The sequence below is a fragment of the Streptomyces sp. NPDC002886 genome, assembly GCF_042888445.1.
In the GTDB taxonomy this organism is placed as follows: domain Bacteria; phylum Actinomycetota; class Actinomycetes; order Streptomycetales; family Streptomycetaceae; genus Streptomyces.
Map to the genome: position 1 here is coordinate 236,386 of NZ_JBIAPV010000011.1, position 15,431 is coordinate 251,816.

15 protein-coding genes, 1 tRNA gene and 2 pseudogenes are annotated in these 15,431 nt (G+C 68.7%); 12 read left to right on the forward strand and 6 right to left on the reverse strand.

What is annotated here, in order from left to right; genetic code table 11:
* Positions 1-36: 36 nt before the first annotated feature.
* Together ACFYYB_RS35215 and sbnB are read left to right on the forward strand one after the other, a co-directional pair.
* Positions 37-1,092 (forward strand): TauD/TfdA family dioxygenase, encoded by a 1,056-nt coding sequence (locus tag ACFYYB_RS35215; protein WP_389441106.1) that lies wholly within the window; start codon positions 37-39, stop codon positions 1,090-1,092.
* 32 nt (positions 1,093-1,124) lie between these two features.
* Positions 1,125-2,180 (forward strand): 2,3-diaminopropionate biosynthesis protein SbnB, encoded by a 1,056-nt coding sequence (gene sbnB / locus ACFYYB_RS35220; RefSeq protein WP_389441291.1) that lies wholly within the window; start codon positions 1,125-1,127, stop codon positions 2,178-2,180.
* Positions 2,181-2,614: 434 nt separating this feature from the next.
* On the opposite strand, the gene ACFYYB_RS35225 is transcribed toward sbnB, so the two are convergent.
* Entirely contained in the window at positions 2,615-3,187 is a 573-nt protein-coding gene (locus ACFYYB_RS35225; RefSeq protein WP_389441108.1) for a snapalysin family zinc-dependent metalloprotease, read from the reverse strand.
* Between the two features lie 990 nt (positions 3,188-4,177).
* Complete coding sequence (locus tag ACFYYB_RS35230) at positions 4,178-4,786, reverse strand: DUF6529 family protein (RefSeq protein WP_389441111.1); 609 nt, start codon at positions 4,784-4,786, stop codon at positions 4,178-4,180.
* Between the two features lie 208 nt (positions 4,787-4,994).
* On the opposite strand from ACFYYB_RS35230, the pseudogene ACFYYB_RS35235 reads away from it, so the two are divergent.
* The 6 genes and pseudogenes from ACFYYB_RS35235 to ACFYYB_RS35260 form a co-directional block, all read left to right on the forward strand.
* Positions 4,995-5,367 (forward strand): annotated as a pseudogene (locus ACFYYB_RS35235) (IS5/IS1182 family transposase); the annotation flags it as partial.
* A 946-nt stretch (positions 5,368-6,313) separates the two neighbouring features.
* On the forward strand, positions 6,314-8,461 hold the full coding sequence (locus ACFYYB_RS35240; protein ID WP_389441114.1) for a hypothetical protein: 2,148 nt from the start codon (positions 6,314-6,316) through the stop codon (positions 8,459-8,461).
* Between the two features lie 243 nt (positions 8,462-8,704).
* The gene (locus ACFYYB_RS35245; protein ID WP_389441116.1) at positions 8,705-9,115 is read left to right on the forward strand and encodes a DUF4259 domain-containing protein; all 411 of its coding nucleotides are present in this window, start codon (positions 8,705-8,707) and stop codon (positions 9,113-9,115) included.
* Between the two features lie 140 nt (positions 9,116-9,255).
* A complete protein-coding gene (locus ACFYYB_RS35250; protein WP_389441293.1) occupies positions 9,256-9,507 on the forward strand; it encodes a transposase family protein in 252 nt (83 codons plus the stop codon).
* Positions 9,508-9,914: 407 nt separating this feature from the next.
* Positions 9,915-10,703, forward strand: a complete 789-nt coding sequence (locus tag ACFYYB_RS35255; protein ID WP_389441118.1) for a hypothetical protein — start codon at positions 9,915-9,917, stop codon at positions 10,701-10,703.
* Between the two features lie 131 nt (positions 10,704-10,834).
* Positions 10,835-11,116: a hypothetical protein gene (locus ACFYYB_RS35260; RefSeq protein WP_389441121.1), complete on the forward strand. Its 282-nt coding sequence runs from the start codon at positions 10,835-10,837 to the stop codon at positions 11,114-11,116.
* Between the two features lie 58 nt (positions 11,117-11,174).
* Here ACFYYB_RS35260 and ACFYYB_RS35265 read toward each other — a convergent pair whose 3' ends face one another.
* Both ACFYYB_RS35265 and ACFYYB_RS35270 read right to left on the reverse strand, forming a co-directional pair.
* On the reverse strand, positions 11,175-11,624 hold the full coding sequence (locus ACFYYB_RS35265) for a hypothetical protein (protein WP_389441123.1): 450 nt from the start codon (positions 11,622-11,624) through the stop codon (positions 11,175-11,177).
* Positions 11,625-11,636: 12 nt separating this feature from the next.
* Positions 11,637-11,849 carry a hypothetical protein gene (locus ACFYYB_RS35270; protein ID WP_389441125.1) on the reverse strand — a complete coding sequence of 71 codons (213 nt, stop codon included), beginning with the start codon at positions 11,847-11,849 and terminating at the stop codon, positions 11,637-11,639.
* Between the two features lie 391 nt (positions 11,850-12,240).
* On the opposite strand from ACFYYB_RS35270, the pseudogene ACFYYB_RS35275 reads away from it, so the two are divergent.
* Positions 12,241-12,465 (forward strand): annotated as a pseudogene (locus ACFYYB_RS35275) (transposase); the annotation flags it as partial.
* 92 nt (positions 12,466-12,557) lie between these two features.
* Here ACFYYB_RS35275 and ACFYYB_RS35280 read toward each other — a convergent pair.
* A complete protein-coding gene (locus ACFYYB_RS35280) occupies positions 12,558-13,202 on the reverse strand; it encodes a hypothetical protein (RefSeq protein WP_389441128.1) in 645 nt (214 codons plus the stop codon).
* A gap of 423 nt (positions 13,203-13,625) precedes the next feature.
* Between ACFYYB_RS35280 and ACFYYB_RS35285 the strand changes: the two genes are divergently transcribed.
* Both ACFYYB_RS35285 and ACFYYB_RS35290 read left to right on the forward strand, forming a co-directional pair.
* Positions 13,626-13,832 carry a transposase gene (locus ACFYYB_RS35285; RefSeq protein ID WP_389441131.1) on the forward strand — a complete coding sequence of 69 codons (207 nt, stop codon included), beginning with the start codon at positions 13,626-13,628 and terminating at the stop codon, positions 13,830-13,832.
* Positions 13,833-13,899: 67 nt separating this feature from the next.
* On the forward strand, positions 13,900-14,046 hold the full coding sequence (locus tag ACFYYB_RS35290; RefSeq protein WP_389441134.1) for a hypothetical protein: 147 nt from the start codon (positions 13,900-13,902) through the stop codon (positions 14,044-14,046).
* A 98-nt stretch (positions 14,047-14,144) separates the two neighbouring features.
* Here ACFYYB_RS35290 and ACFYYB_RS35295 read toward each other — a convergent pair.
* Positions 14,145-14,221, reverse strand: a tRNA-Met gene (locus ACFYYB_RS35295).
* A 533-nt stretch (positions 14,222-14,754) separates the two neighbouring features.
* Between ACFYYB_RS35295 and ACFYYB_RS35300 the strand changes: the two genes are divergently transcribed.
* Positions 14,755-15,381, forward strand: a complete 627-nt coding sequence (locus ACFYYB_RS35300) for a hypothetical protein (RefSeq protein ID WP_389441137.1) — start codon at positions 14,755-14,757, stop codon at positions 15,379-15,381.
* Positions 15,382-15,431 lie beyond the last annotated feature (50 nt).

A 15,431-nucleotide genomic window follows, 5' to 3' on the forward strand; every position in this document is an offset into this window, starting at 1 on the left:
CTTCTCCTCCTCACCACCACCGAAAGGACACAGACCATGTCATTCACCAGCTCCGCCCCGGTGAGCCCCAGCCCTGTGCTCACTTCCGCGTCCGTGCCCCGAGCGGACCTGCACCCGGGCAAGCCCCCGATCCTGCATGTTCGGACCCCCGCCCAGGCCGATCTGCCGGCCTGGGCAGCCGAACACCGCCACACCCTGCACGGCCTCGTCACCGAGCACGGCGCCGTACTCGTCCGCGGGCTCGGGCTGTGCGAACCCGGGCAGGTGGCCGCCGTCTTCGGCCAATTGACATCTGCCCTTATGACCGACGTCGAAGCCTTCGCCCCCCGCCAGACGTACAGCTCCGGCCTGTACTCCTCCACGGTGTGGCCGGCCAACCAGCCCATGTGCATGCACCACGAGCTCAGCTACATCCACAGCCCTCCAGGTCTGCTCCTGCTCGCCTGCCTGACGGCACCCACCACGGGCGGAGCCACCGCCCTCGCGGACTCCGCCGCCGTCCTGGAGGCCCTGCCGCCGGAACTCGTCCAGCGGTTCGAACAGCACGGCTGGCTGCTCACCCGCACTTACAACGACGACATCGGCGCCTCCTGGTCCGAGGCGTTCGGCACCGACGACCGGGCGGCCGTCGAGAACTACTGCCGTGCCAACGCCCTCGAATTCGCCTGGCAAGCAGACGGCGGCTTGCAGACCCGCCAGCGCCGCCCGGCCGTGGTACGCCACCCGGTCACCGGCCGGCGCTGCTGGTTCAACCAGATCGCATTCCTCAACGCGTGGACGCTGGCACCCGAGGTACGGGAGTACCTCGTCGACGTCTACGGCCCCGAATCCCTGCCGTTCAACACCTGCTTCGGAGACGGTGACCCGATCGGCGAGGACGTGGTCCACCTGATCAACACGGTCTACGACGAGCACACCATCCGCGAGCCGTGGCAGTCCGGCGACCTGATGCTCATCGACAACATCCGTACCGCCCACAGCAGGGAACCCTTCGAGCCGCCGCGCGATGTCCTCGTTGCCATGGCCGAACCACGGCCCCCGGCCTCTTTCCCGCCCACACCGACTGCGGCCCCCGAAGGGAGCACCCGATGACCCCGTCCCGTCCCACTGCCGCGCGGTCCCCGATGTCCGAACCGAACGCAACGCCGGCACCGATCGAGGTGCCCCCGTTCGCCGTGATCCCTGGAGCCCAGGTCCAGCACACCCTCCAGGGCCAGGAACAGCAGATCATGGAGCTGATCGAGTCCACCTACCATCTCCACGCCGTCGGGGAGTCGGTGAACCCGCCGTCGTACTTCCTGCGCTTCCCCGACCGCCCGACCGCCCGCATCATCGCGCTACCCGCATCGATCGGCGGACGGGCGCGAGTGGACGGAATCAAGTGGATCTCCAGCTTCCCCGGCAATGTGCAGGCCGGCATCCCCAGGGCATCAGCGGTGCTGATCCTCAACGACCACGACACCGGCTACCCGTTCGCCTGCCTGGAGAGCTCCATCATCAGCGCCACCCGAACGGCCGCGATGGCCGCATCAGCGGCCAACCGGCTCAGTCAGGGCCGGCGGGCACGCCCGACGCGCGTCGGATTCTTCGGAACGGGTCTTATCGCCCGCTACATCCATACGTTCCTGACCGCAACCGGCTGGTCCTTCGATGAAATCGGCGTGCATGACGTCTCCGCCGACAGCGCAACCGGCTTCCGCAGCTACCTGCAAGACACCCCTGCGGCCACCCGGATCACCGTGCACGACAGCCCCGAGCAGCTGATCCGCTCCAGCGATCTACTCGTCTTCGCCACCGTCGCCGGCCGGCCACACATCACCGACCCGGCATGGTTCGACCACAACCCCCTGGTCCTGCACGTGTCACTGCGCGACCTCGCTCCCGAAATCCTGCTCGCCTCGGCCAACATCGTCGACGACATCGAGCACTGCCTGAAAGCCGACACCTCGCCCCACCTGGCCGAACAGCTCACCGGAAACCGAGATTTCCTCACCGGCACACTGCACGACGTCACGACCGGCCGCGCGGTACTGCCGCACGACCGGCCGGTGGTGTTCTCACCTTTCGGCCTGGGCGTACTCGACCTCGCCGTCGGCAAACACGTCTACGACGAGGCAGCCCGCACCGGACAACTGAACGTCATCGACGGCTTCTTCCACGAACTGAGCCGATACGGATAGGCGCGCGCGTCCTGATCCCCAGCCGAAGACCAGCCATCGAGGCCGCCGTGGACCGCGGGCTGCCCCACCCCGCGGTCCACGGCGCCCGACGGACGCCTGCACTGCGGTTGCCGGTCGGCGTGCTGATCGCTCAGTAGGGGGCCGCTGCACACAGCCGGGGGCACGCCGCCGGTGCGTGGGGAACGTGCCGTCGACCAGGGCCGACTGTCCGGGATCCGCGGCGGCGTGCGTGGTGGTCGAGCGGGACAGGGGGACCGCCGGGGAGACCCTCACCAGGGTGCCATGCCGCGTTCTGTTGTCCAGGCCGACTCATCCAGGTGAAGCGCCCCACGTTCCTTCTTGATGAAGGTGCGCCAGTGGACCGGCGGGGCCCCGCCCTCCAGGAGTTCCGTCCCAGTCGGGGCCCCGCAGCGGCCCACTCGCCGATCCGCCGGTCAGGGGGCGTCGATGAGTACCCGGCCATCGGTCGGCACGGTTGCCGCGAGCCCGTTCGCGTACGCGTTCTGCACGCGGGACCGCTCGGTCGCGTTGGGCACGGCGTTGGTGCAGGCCGTCCCGGCGCTGGACCCGGACATCAGCTGGGAGCACGGCCCCGGCTTGGTGTCCGGGAGGCCCAGGCTGTGGCCCAGCTCGTGTGCGGCGATGCGCGTCTTGTCGTACCCCTGGCTCACGGCCTGCGCGCCGAGTTCGACTCGCACCTGTCGCCCAGGACGGACCGGACCGAGGGTGGCCTGCGGCCAGCCGGTGGTGGCCACGATAACGATCTCGGCCCGGACCCCGGGCGCGGCCTCCACCAGCCGAACGTTGCTGACGTTCGCGTTCCAGGAAGCGACCCCGGCCGTGATGGCCGCTTCCCAGCCGCCGGCCCGACTGTCATCGTAACGAAGCGTCACTACCGCTGCGGAGGCGTCCGGTACGGACGCGGGTGCCGCGGTCGCGGCGGTTGCCGCCGCGAGAACCATTGCGGCGGCGGAGGTGCCGACTTTCAGCCAGGTGCCCAGAGACATGGTCGTCTTCCTTCATGCGTGGGGGGACCCGGCCCCTCGGCGGAGCCGGGGCACTGGAGACGCCGCCACCGCCCGCCTGTGGCCGCAGTTCGGACAGCCGCCCCTCCGGAGCCCTAAGAAGGTAGCCCCGCACCCCATTATCCCGTCATGCACCTGCCAGCCAATTCCGGCAGGCACTCCAGCCGATGCCCGGTCAGCGGGCGCCACCATCCAGGTGGCTCTCGCGGCCCCGCTCGGCGAGCGGGCTACGGACGGACGTCCGGGCGCAGCCGTACAGCTCGCGAACGGCCGGGTCGCGTAGGCAACGTGTGAACAGACACGCCCATGACAGCCGACCACCGTCGCGATGGGCACCTGCCGTCAGCAGCTCGGTCAACCCGTGGGGCCTCACTCCGATCTCTCTCCCCCCCGCGACCGGACCGCCCGCCGCCGGGCGCGTCAGCCCGGTGATGTCGAACGCCGCGAGCCCTGCCTCGCGGGGATGGTCCGTGACGCGATGCTCGCCTCCGAGGCGTGCCTGATACGGCCGGCGCGATGGACCGTTGCCGCCCTTCCCAGCCGTCGCCGCGTGGACGGCGGCGGCCGGGTCGCCGACCAGCGGGTCGATCACGGTGTACGGCGCGCCCTGGACTCGGTGGGTACCGTTCCCGCCGGACCGGCGGTCTCTGCGCAAGCCCATACGGAGGTCGGGCAGGCCGTTGCTGTATCCGAAGCCGCGGGGGTTCGGAGTGATCCGTCGCAGGGGATGCCTCGCGGGCGGACTCCATGCCCTCCAGCCAACACCGCTCGCTGTGTCACCGGGGCCGTGAAGCAGACTCTGACGAGGTCGCCCACATCCGTGCCCCCCCGCCGTGAGGAAGTCGCCCGGTTCGCGGCGGCAGCGTCCTCTACTGCGTCCGGCTGGAGCCCGGCGGCGCCCACGGCGCCATCGCACGCCGCTACCGAGGACCGTCATCCGATAGGCCCTTGTCCTCGGTGGTCGTCCGATCGTCACAACCATCCCAGTGGCAGGTGGTGCTGTCCGAGGGACAGTGCCGGCACGGTGTCTCCGTTGAAGTGCCACAGCGCACTCGTGTACCAGAGGACCACCACCACGACCACGAGCGCACCCCCGGCCACCGGCAGGGCCCAGCCCGGCAGGTGACGGCTCCGCACCAGCAGGACCTTGGCGGCGAACGCCCCGTAGAAGAAGCAGCCCGCGATGGAGTGCACTGCCACACGCGAGCCGGTCAGCTGCACGCCATACGCCCGGACGCAGTGCACCGTGATCGGGACGGAGAGGGCGAAGAGGACCACACCGACGATCCGGTGGGTGATGGGCACCGGGCCCGGCACCCGACGCACTCCGGGCAGCCGGCCGTACATCCACAGCGCCAGCAGCAACTGGAGGGTGGCCAGCCCCAGGACGCCGGTGGCCAGGAGCGCCTTGAGACGCACGGCGTCGGCGTCCGCCTGGCCGAACAGTGTCGCGGTGTAGTCCGACGTGTTCGCCCGGCCGAACAGGAAGATGGCGAGGAAGGCCGCGGCGGCAGCCGCGAAGGCCAGCGCGAGAGCGAGCCTGCCTTCCGGGCGGCGCGGAACGGGCCGGGGGTGCGACATGGTGCTCCTCGTCTCGAACCTTGAGGGTCGGCGCTTTGCCGTCCTTCTACTCGCCTGGTGCCGCAGATGGCGGCCGACGCGGCCGTAGCGGCCTCGACTCCTCGTGGGCGCGGCCGAAGCACGCGGCATGAAGACGAATGCCATCTAGAACGTCGGCGTGATGCGCCGACAGCTCAGCGATGATCAGTGGAAGTTCATCGCCTGCTCGGCCGGCCCAGAGGCGGACCGCCCGCAGTTCTTCCCCGTCCTGAGCAAGGTCCGCATCCGGCTGCCCGTCAGCGGGCCCCGTACCCGGCCCGACGCGGTGGCCGGCGACACGGCGCACTCCTCTCGCGCCAACCGCGCCAACCGCGCAGGCGCGGCATCAAGGCCGTCATCCCGGAGAAGAAGGACCCGCCCGCGAACAGCAAGAGATACGGCGGTCGAGGCGGCCGCCCCGTGACCTACGAGACCGAGCTCTACAAGGACCGCGACACCACCGAGCGCATGATCAACAAACTCAAAGTTTGGCGCGGCATCGCCACCCGCTACGACAAGACCCCCGAAAGCTACGAGCCGGCCTCCACCTCCGGGCAAGGCTTAGCGGCCGACGGTGCTCCAGTCGGTGCGGTCGGGCGAAACCGATCGGTCCGCAGCGTGCTCTGATCTCGATGCTGCCATCCGTCCAGGACTGCCTGCACTTGGCGCCGACCGGCTTCCTCGCGTGACCAGACGAGGGTCCTGCGGCGCGGATTCTTGTGGTCCCAGCTGTCGTAGTCCATGACGGCGATGGTGTCCGACAGCCGCCACCGCGAGGAACCCCATGAGGCCTCGGCCACCTCCACCAGGCCGTCCAGGAGTTCGATGGCCGAGGCGGCAAGGCTGTCCATGGGCCATGGCTTCCACGTCGCGACCGAGTCGGTGAGGGCATGAGATTCGATCAGATGCGGGAGCGACGGGGCGACAGGGAGGTAGGGACTGCCACCGTCGATGTCGGTGCCCACACTGCCGTCGGTGTGGATCAAGTCCCGGCACGGCTTCGACACACGCTCGCCGGTCCATTCGAAGTATCAGCCCGCACTTCCCCGGTCCTGCCATGCCGCCGTCTGCAGACCGAGGTGGTCATACTCCCACCCGCGGGTGGTCTCGTACCGATCCCCGTTCACAACCCAGCTACGGCGTACCTCGTAGCGCAGGCCTCCGAACTTCTGCTCGAATCCCTCGCACCGGATGATGAGATCCATGGGAGCGGGGACGAGTACCCCTGTGTGGTCACGCACTTGCCAGAGCTCTATCGGCAGCCCGAACCGAGAGGGACACTCACGCCGGGCTGAACGACGCAGGAGGTCTTGTGCGCGTGCCGAGAGCTCGGATGGATCTTCCAGGATGTGCATCCTGAACTTCATTTCCAAGGGAAGGTGTCACTGTCAGGCACTCACATTACCGGCCGTCAGTACGGGTTCTGCGGCTCGACTTCTCCATGGGGAAGCCCGAGTGAGCATCGCTGGTGGCCAGGGAATGTCGGAGATGGCTGGCACGATGCTGCGCATGGATCTCGTACACCCGCTCCACGGCCTGGATACTCGCCCTTGGTCTTCCCTCTCCCACGCGTACGGCAGCGCGGAGGATGTTCCCGATCTACTGCGGGCTCTCACCGGCGCCGACGCGGATGTGGCGGATGAGGCGCTGTCGGAGCTCTACGGGAGCGTTCTGCACCAGGGGACGGTCTACGCCGCCAGTCGCGAGGCGGTGCCGTTCCTGGTCGGGATCGCGGCTGCTGGCCATCGCACGGCAGACATCCTGACGCTGCTCGGTGGCATGGCCGAGAGCGAGGATGAGTACGGCGTGGCACTGGGCACGGTCCGGGCGGCTGTGGCGGACTGGCTCCCGTTGCTACTGCCCCTGCTGTCCTCACCGGATCCGGGGGTTCGCCGGACCACGGCCTGGGCTGTGTCCCACACCCGCGCGACCGAGATCGTCCTCCCCGCGCTCTGCGCGCGCTGGGACGAGGAATCCGAACCGTCCGCTCGCGCGGAGGTCCTGGCAGGGATCGCACGGCTCGATCCGCAGGGCGGAGCGGTGGCGGCCGCCGCCGTCTTGGACCCGTCCCAGCCGGCTGAGGTGCGCATGGCCGCCGTCTTCGCCTCCCTCGACGCGGGCGTTCCGTGGACTGAGGCCATGCACACGACGATGCTGGCTCTGCTACCCGCCGATTCCCTGAGCTCCGATCTCGACCTCGAACGAGGCGAGCCGCTGGCTGCCGTCGTCGAGGCGCTCCTGACTCGGGGTCTCCGCGCGGAGCGCAAGATGGCGTTCGCACTGGTCGAGGCGGCCCTGCACGACAGCCGGGCCGAGGTGCGAGGTGAAGGCCTCTGGGCGGCCGACCGGGCCTGCGTACTCTCCCGCAGTGCCCCACGGCACCTGGTGTGGAACTTGCGCGCGGCGGCCGTCGACGATGAGGCAGTGGTCGACATGGCGTCTCTTCTCGGCCGGCTGGGCAGCGCCGCCGCACCGGCTGCCGACATCCTCGCCCCGCTCGCCGGACGGAACCTGGACCAAGACGACGACCATGCGGACCGCGCTTTGGCCGCGCTTGTAGGTGTGGTGCCCTCACAGGCGGCCCCGCTCCTCGCCGCTGGCCTGGGGCAGCGGCCGCGCGCCCTCGACGCGGCCGCCGGGTTCCGGAGCGCCGCGGACTCCGCCTTCTCGTACAGCGGCGAGCTCCTTGATGCGGTCCGGAACCGCCTATCCCGGCCTGAGTCCCTGAGCGGTAACGAACCGTGGCAGCTGACGAACCTGCTGGCGGGGTGGGGCGCCAAAGCCGCGCCGGCGTTGCCCGAGCTGTGCGCGGGACTCCTGCACCTTCCCGGCCAGTCCGCCCAGGTCATTGCTTCCGTCGCTGCCGACTGCGCGCCGGCTGACCGCGCACGGGCTGTCACCTCGTTGCGGGCGGCAGCCGAGCAGGGAGTACTGCCCGCGGCGAAGGCCCTGCACGATCTCGACGGCGAGCTCGCGCCCCTGCTGCGCTGTCTCGACCAAAACCTCGGGCGAGGCTCCGGCCAGCTCCGGGAGGCCGCCCTGATAGCTGGTTCACTCGGTACCCGGGGAGCAGCGCTCGCGCCGGCCCTGCGCGCGGCACTCAGGGGCCAGGACGGCGACACCACGCATGCGCTGGATACGGACACGGCCCTCGCTGAGGCTCTGTGGAGCGTCGCGGGGGACGCGGACGGTGTGGTCGCTGTTCTGGAATCGGTCTTCGCCCGTGCCGAAGGAAACCCCTGGTCCAGATGGTCGGTAGTACGTGCCGCCCGAGCGGCCGCCCTCCTCGGCCCTGCCGGACGGCCGCTCACTGCCCGTCTGGAAGCGGCCCTCGCCGATGGGACACAGGCGCCGGCCGCGGTGCGGGCCCTGGCGGCCGTGGCCGAACCCGCCTTGCTGGACCGCACCGCACTCGCCGAGGCCGCCCTGCGGTCCGCCGAACAGGACGCCGATCCGATGGGTGCCTGCGACGCCCTGGAAGCACTCGGTCCCGACGCATTGACCGACGACCACCTGAGTCGACTTGCCGCCCTCGCCGACGGCGACGCCCGGATCATCTGCTCCGGAGTCGAAGACCGGATCATCGACCGGGATGAAGCCCTCCGAAAGCGCGCCCGGGCGCTCCTCAGTGCGTTCATGGACGCCGCAGCTCCCTGATCTGCCGGACATCGTCGGCTGCTCGATTTCAAACCAGGTTCTGCCCCGCACCATTCGTCCCAGGACTGTGAGTGTCGTAGTTGGCCGGAAGGGCCAACTAGACGGTTCTGAACGCTGTTCCGTGATGCCTATGCCAGCCGCGGGATGTTGCCAGCCGGCGTTCGTTGTCAGGTACTGCTGCTCCGCGGTGTCAGAGCGTGCTGAGATGCTTGCGCCACCGAGTCCGGATGGTGGGAGAAGCACATGGGAACGTGGGGGACCGGTCCGTTCGACAGTGATATGGCCGCAGACTTCGTCGAGGGGCTTGCGGGGATGTCGACTGATCAGGTCATCGAGGCGATGGCCAGGGCTTTCCAAAGGGTGGTGGACTCCGGCTCGCGCGTGGATGGTGGGGATGGGGCCGAAGCCATTGCCGCTGCTGCCCTCATCGCGTCCCAGATTCCAGGCAGTCAGGTAGAGATCGATTCCGATGACGGTCCTGCTGAGCCGTTGCCTGCTTTGCCGATCTCGCTCCGGCCCCAGGCTGGGCGGGCGATTCGTCGTGTTCTGGAGGTCGGTTCAGAGTTGGCCGAGGGCTGGGTCGAGAGCGCTGAGGCGGAGGAGTGGCGAGCGATGGTCCAGACGATTACTCGCACCTTGGGGATCGCTCCCTGACTGCAGGCGCTCGAAGGGCTGGATTGCAGGACCGTTTCTCCAGGGAATACCGTCGTCATGGAGACGGAATCGCTTCAAGACGTCCTTTCCCGGGTCTGAACGTCGTAGTGCGCCAGGCCGCGGTCGTGGATGACAACGTGATGGTCGACGCGGCATGCTGCGGACCGTCAGGGCCATGTCCCCTGTGTCAGCATCCCGCGGCACGTGTTCACAGCCGGTACTGGCGTCACATTGCCGGGCTGCCTGCCAGCGGCCGGCAGATGGTCGTCTGTCTCCGCGTGCGTTGGTTCTTCTGTGACCAGAGCCGGAGCCGGAGCCGGACGTACGTGGAACAGGTGGCTGGCCTGACGGAGCGGAGACTCCGTACTTCGACGGCGGCCGGTCGGCGATGAGATCGGTCGCTGTGGAGCGCGGCGGCCGCCCGGGCCAACGTTTGTGCCAGAAGCTGCGGATACAAGGTCGGCGGACGACGCGCTTGGGACAGTTGGCCGCCTGGATCCAAGAGCACCCGGCGCCGATGTACGGCAGAGCCTCATCAGCCCTACTCAGAGCCCGCATCCTCCCGCAGTCGTAGACATCACGAAACAGCGGTCAGAACCTCGTACTTGGCCTCGATGCGCGTTGTAATTGGCCGACGGGGTGACAACCCCCGCCTCGGCCTGCGATGACTTCAGAGAATCCTGGTGCGGGCCCTCCGCGGGTCGCTGTGCCGGCTGCATGGACTGCACGGTCGAGCCACGAGATCCTGGCGGTCCGGACCGGCCGCCGCGCGGGTTTCGGTCACGCGTACGATGCGCCGGTGATGATCTACCTGTCCATCGACACCACCTCCGAGGCGTACGAAGTCGGGAAGGCTCTGGGCTTCCTCCTCGGCCCCGCTCTGCTGATGCTCGTACTGTGGTTCGCCACGGCGTCATGGCGGCGAGTCAGTGCACTGCCTCCCGGCGAAGCCGCCGACGGGCCCACCGCGGCGCTGAGAGTGCGCCGGCGTCGTACGGTTCTGATCATCCTGGTCCTGCTCGGGGCGGGTGCGGTCGTGAGTGCCGTACTCCGGTACGCGCCGGAGCCGCGAGCTGCGGAGACCGCCGCAGCCGCAAGTGGCCCGGCGGAAGCCGACGCGGCCCCGAGCGGCCCGCGTACGATCACGCCGCCCGCGGCCCTGGACGGCTACCGGCTGATGGCAGAGGAGGAGACAGCCTCCTACCGGGAGGCGGAGGCCGCACGCCTTCCCCGTGGCCGCACCTGGTACTACGACCGGGACGATGATGGCCGCGCCGACGGCATCCTCCACATCGACACCACCCAGTGGTCGCAGAAGCTGGCCGCGGAGAAGCGCAGGGACTCGATCACGCAGGAGTTCCGGAACTTCTTCGCCGGAGCCAAGAGCAGCGACTCCGTGGAGTACCCTGCCGGCCCGCTCGGCGGCCGTCTGGCCTGCGGGCACTACGAGAACAACTCCGCCATGTCCATGTGTGTCTGGAGCGATGCGAGCACCCTCGGCACGTTCGCGCAGAATGGAGTCGGAGAGCTGGCCGAGGCAGCCAGGTACACGCTCGAATTTAGGAACGCATCCGACCAGCGCACCTGACGAGCGCGGGGAGAGAGGGTAGAGGAGGAGTGCGGGGTGCGGCTTGGCCATCCAGGCCGCGACGGGGCCATACCCCGGTCAACCCCAATCCGCGGGGTGCGTAGGCAGACCTCGGGGCGAGATCGAGGGTGGTGGAGATCATGGCGCGTCCGGTGTGGGCGGGTGTTCTGAGCTTCGGGCTGGTCGGTTCTCTGAACTTACTGCCGGGCCTGGCTCGTAGCCACGATGTCGATGGCGACTCGGAGTGGTGTTTCCGCAAGGCCCAGCAGTGCCCGGGTGATTGCGATCGCTTGGATGATGCTCATGCCACGCTCGGCAAGAAGAGCCTGAACGGCTTCCATTCCATCACTCTTCAGGACTGGTCGAGCCTCCTCGACCAAAGCGATCCAGAGTGCGGTCTGCTCGGGGCTTAGCCCGACGACGTAGTCAAACACGACTACTTCCTTCCCCTGGTGGGCTGACGGGTTGCGCTCACGTGTGCTCGGAGCTGAGTGCAGCGCTGAGGAAATTCAGGGCGTCATCGTATTGAGAGCGGCCGAAATGGAATGGGCCGAATCCCGAATAGTCGCGTATCTGGCGATAGGGTTGCTCGAAGGCGTCCCAGGTCACGAGGTTGGCTGTTGCGGTGATGCGGGCCATGAGGGGCCAGCATCCCCACTCGCCGCATTCGCAACCGAGGACGGGTGTCTTCGGCCCCATGGCGCTGGTGGATCGTCCGAGGAAGTGGTCCTGCATCGGGCCGAACCGGAAGAACGCCGGGATCAGACCGCCGTAGGCATCACCTGCAGGTTCCATTTTGGCCGAGATCTCGAATCCGTCGACCAGCTCGGTGAGTGATGCTCCGTCGATGTGAGGGACCACCGCGAGCGGGCCGCCGTCGCCTCGGGGATGGCAGTCGAACCGGATCTCATTGCTGATCATCCCGTCATTGTCTCAACGGTGCGCTTGTCCCTTCTGTCGGGTGGGTTGAGCTGGGGTCTGGCGAGGCATGCCGAGGTTGATCGGCATGCCTCTGGAGGCGGCGTTGATCTGGTCGATTTTGGATTCGGCGCCGGCAAGGCTGACGGGCAGGCCCTCGATCTCACCGAGCCAGCCCTCGCGCTTGGCTTCGGCGATCCGGTCGAGGAGGTTGCCGCGGATCTCCACCAGCCGGCCGCGCTGGGCAGGGTCGGGGCGCAGAAGAGCGCAGCGGACGCAGGCGTGCTCGTGGATGCAGGCCGTGCCGTTGGCGCGGGAGCCGGTGCCGGTGCCGAGGAGAGTGCGGCGTTCGAAATGGCCGAGGAAGTCCTCCCACTCGGCCTCGGTCGGGGTGCGGTACTCCTCGGCAGGGCGCAGGATCGGGCGGCGGGGCGAGGAAGGCGCGGTGGGCCTCAGCTTGTCGTTTATCCACCGGCGTCGAAGTGGGCTTGAACTTGTTCGGAGTTTCGCCAGTTCACCGGACGTGCGCGAGGCCGGTTTCCGATCCTGTGCTCAGGGTTGATTCAGCACGGAGGCCGGGATCGTGGGACTGGTCGAGTAGAGCGTCCAACGAGTCGCGCTGACGAAGGTGTCGGAGTTCCGGACCGAGCTGTACGCGTGCCTGACGTCGCGAGCGGACGCCTTGTTCGACCTGTGTGACGCCCTGCTGTGCACCGACGGACCGGTCCGCACCCTCGTGGACCTGGCACTCGCGCCGGAACACCGCCGAGGGTACGGGGTCTTGTACTCGGGGATCGGCCAGGGCCGTATCGACGTCGCTCGGCTACGTCGTGCACTGGCCAGCGCTGGATCGTGGAACGCACCCTGGCGTGGATCACCCGGCGGCGCCGCTACCTGCGCGACGCCCCGGCCATGGGGGTGCGGTAGACGGGGCGGTCAGTGTTCGAGGTCGGCGCGCATGGCGGCGAAGAGGCGGGCGGCGTCGGCCGGGGTGGTGCGGGGGAAGAGTGCGACGGCGGCGGTGGTGGTGTCAGCCCAGCCGCAGATGACGTCGGTGGCGTTGGCGGACTCGGGCAGGCTGAGGCACTCGAGGGATCCGCCGAACGGGCCGGGCTGGTACGGCTTGGCGGTGGTGGGGGTGCCGGTGGAGCCGTTCTGCAGCGCGTAGTCGATCAGGCCGCGCCACAGGTGCTCGCGACGCTTGTTCGGGTCCTCGGGAACGCTGTCGACGCCAACGAAAAGGATGCGGCGGCCGGAGGTCTGCCCGGCACGGTTGTAGTCGGCGACCACCAGGTGCATGCCGTCACGCATCTCGCCCGGGTCGACCGGGACGTCGGAGACCGCGCTGGCACCGGTGGCCTTGGTGAGCCCGCCGGCGGTGGCGGCCTCGGCCAGGGTGTGCTTGCCCGAACCGGCGGGCGAGGTGGGGGCGGCGGACCTTGCGGGCGTGGAGACAGGGGCGGAGGTGGGGGGAGCGGCGGGAGGGGCTTCGGCTTCGGCTGCGGGGTCGCAGGCGGTCAGCGTCAGCGTGGTTGCGAGGGCGATCGTGGCGAGGAGGGTGCGGGGACCAAGAAGGGGCATGGCGGAGTCTCCCGGGGTGTGGTGGTCGGCTGAGCTGGTGGGCTCAATGGCCGCACGCTAGTGGCCGACTGGGCGGGCGGGTGCCCCGAGCCCAGTTCCCTTACAGCACCGGGACATGGTGGTGACGTAAGAGCCTGGTGATGACGGGCACGGTGGTTCGGGTGTGGGTTTCTGGGGCTCATCAGGCATCCAGAGGGGCCCTCTGGAGAGATTTTCGTTGCCACGAAACTCTCCGTAGGGCCCCGTGCCGCAGTTGCACCAACCTGCCGTTTCTGCCGACAACTTCACCGCTCACGCCTGCGCGTGTCTGCCCTGCCGGTACGGCAGCATCCCGTCCGGCCCCGTCCACGAGCGGGCCTTCGAGACGGACATGACCGATGCCGAGTGCGAGGACGGATGCGCGGTCATCCCTCCCCGCCGTGGATGGAGGGAAGTGGGAGACTGCCGGAGGAGTACTGCCACCGGCAGATACTGGACGTGCTGCGCTATCTCGCGGACAACGGGGTCAAGTGGCGCTCGCTCCCCGGGCCGTTCCCGCCGCCGCGCAAGGTCTTCGATTTCTTCCACCGCTGGGTGCGCCAGGACATGTGCCGTGGACGCCCGGCACACCTACTGCACGCCCCGATGTAAAGCAGAGGCAGGCCGACGCAGGCGCCGCGAGCGCGAAGAAGCCGCTGACGCTGCTGAAGGCGAAACGATGAATCCGGCGTCGCCGGATCCGACACCGCTGGCCCCCACGGCCGTCCGGAACTGCCCGCACTGCGACAAGCACGTCACCATCGTCGCGCTGCTGGCCACTCCCGACGCCGCACTACCCGCCATCCCGATGGCGACCGGCGAATAGAACCGCCCGATTCGCATGCACCCGGCCGTCTCCACGGCACGCGCGGGCCTTGAATGCGAACAGCCCCCTCGACCTGGCGGTCGAGGGGGCTGTTGCGTTGGTAGCGGGGACAGGATTTGAACCTGCGACCTCTGGGTTATGAGCCCAGCGAGCTACCGAGCTGCTCCACCCCGCGTCGGTGAACACCACCCTACGGCACTGGCCCCACGCTTCCGACCGAGTATCGGCCGGTGAGGCGCTCCCGTACAACCCGCAGCGTCCGGCGAAGGCGACAGCGGCGACCGCCAGCGGGCTCGGCCCACCCTCCTTCGCCTGCGCCTCCTCCTCGTCACCGTCGCCCTCGCGACGGCTCTTCCACGCCTGCCAGGCCGCCTCGAGGCCCAGCGCGAGCGGCAACAGCCAGACGTTGTGGCTACCGCGGCGCTCAGCCTGCCCAACAATGGGGCTCGGACCGCTTTTCCGTGACGACTACGTTCAAGGGTCGGCCTTGTCCAGGCTCGGTCGCCGCCTACCGACTGATAGCCGTGACAGCCGGGAAGCCGTCCGCGGACAGTTCGCTGCCTGCGCTCCGGCCCGTACCCATTCTGTCTTCGTTCCCCAACAGCTGATCTGGACTACCTACCAGACGAGTTGAGATGCCGGTTCGGGTTGATGGGGATGTCGTAACGGCGTGGGCGGTTGTCAGAGCCGGGTGGTAGCTATGAATCCGTGGATACTACGGAGCCCCTCCTGCCCTCTGCCGACGACCCCTCCGAGACCGCCTTCAGGCACGGTTGCCGTGCCCTGGAGTTGGCGGAGTGGGATCGCGCCCGCAGTCTGTTCGAGGAGGCAGTCGACGGTTCGGGCCCGCAGATGCTCTGGCGCGTCGCGGAGGCCTGTCTGGAGACCGAGCAGAGTGCCTCGTGGATGCGGCGGGCCGTGCTCTCGGAGAGCGAGCCGGGCGGTATCACGGTGGACCCCGGTGCCCTGCGCATCGAGGGCGGCAACGGGGGCATGTTCCACCAGTACTGGGAGATCGCCGTCGAATCGGACGACCGGGCCGGCGCGGTCGCGGCACTCCTCGCGGCAGAGTCCCGTCTGTCTTGCACGTTCGAGGACGGCCGCGAGTTTTCGCGGGAGGAGGCTGAGGACGTCCTCTGCGACACAGACCTCTACAGCCCGAACTTCGTCGCGGTCGACGAGACGGTCCCCCGTGTATGGATGGACTGCAAGTGCGGAATGTACCCGCACATGGCCCGTACCGCCCTGCGGATCGTGGCGGACGAACTGCGCAGGGCCGGGGTACGTCAGGCCCGCCTCTACAGCGGCGAGTTGTCCTCCCCCGAAGGGAGCTAGGCCCTTCCTCTTCCGGACCTTGCCGGTGCGCGATGCTGGCGCAGCGCTTC

Coding starts and splice junctions, on each gene's coding strand:
- ACFYYB_RS35225 (WP_389441108.1), bottom strand. CDS start 3,187: ATGTCTCTGGGCACCTGGCTGAAAGTCGGCACCTCCGCCGCCGCAATG.
- sbnB (WP_389441291.1), top strand. CDS start 1,125: ATGTCCGAACCGAACGCAACGCCGGCACCGATCGAGGTGCCCCCGTTC.
- ACFYYB_RS35230 (WP_389441111.1), bottom strand. CDS start 4,786: ATGTCGCACCCCCGGCCCGTTCCGCGCCGCCCGGAAGGCAGGCTCGCT.
- ACFYYB_RS35285 (WP_389441131.1), top strand. CDS start 13,626: ATGGAGGGAAGTGGGAGACTGCCGGAGGAGTACTGCCACCGGCAGATA.
- ACFYYB_RS35245 (WP_389441116.1), top strand. CDS start 8,705: ATGGGAACGTGGGGGACCGGTCCGTTCGACAGTGATATGGCCGCAGAC.
- ACFYYB_RS35240 (WP_389441114.1), top strand. CDS start 6,314: ATGGATCTCGTACACCCGCTCCACGGCCTGGATACTCGCCCTTGGTCT.
- ACFYYB_RS35250 (WP_389441293.1), top strand. CDS start 9,256: ATGGTCGACGCGGCATGCTGCGGACCGTCAGGGCCATGTCCCCTGTGT.
- ACFYYB_RS35280 (WP_389441128.1), bottom strand. CDS start 13,202: ATGCCCCTTCTTGGTCCCCGCACCCTCCTCGCCACGATCGCCCTCGCA.
- ACFYYB_RS35215 (WP_389441106.1), top strand. CDS start 37: ATGTCATTCACCAGCTCCGCCCCGGTGAGCCCCAGCCCTGTGCTCACT.
- ACFYYB_RS35290 (WP_389441134.1), top strand. CDS start 13,900: ATGAATCCGGCGTCGCCGGATCCGACACCGCTGGCCCCCACGGCCGTC.
- ACFYYB_RS35265 (WP_389441123.1), bottom strand. CDS start 11,624: ATGATCAGCAATGAGATCCGGTTCGACTGCCATCCCCGAGGCGACGGC.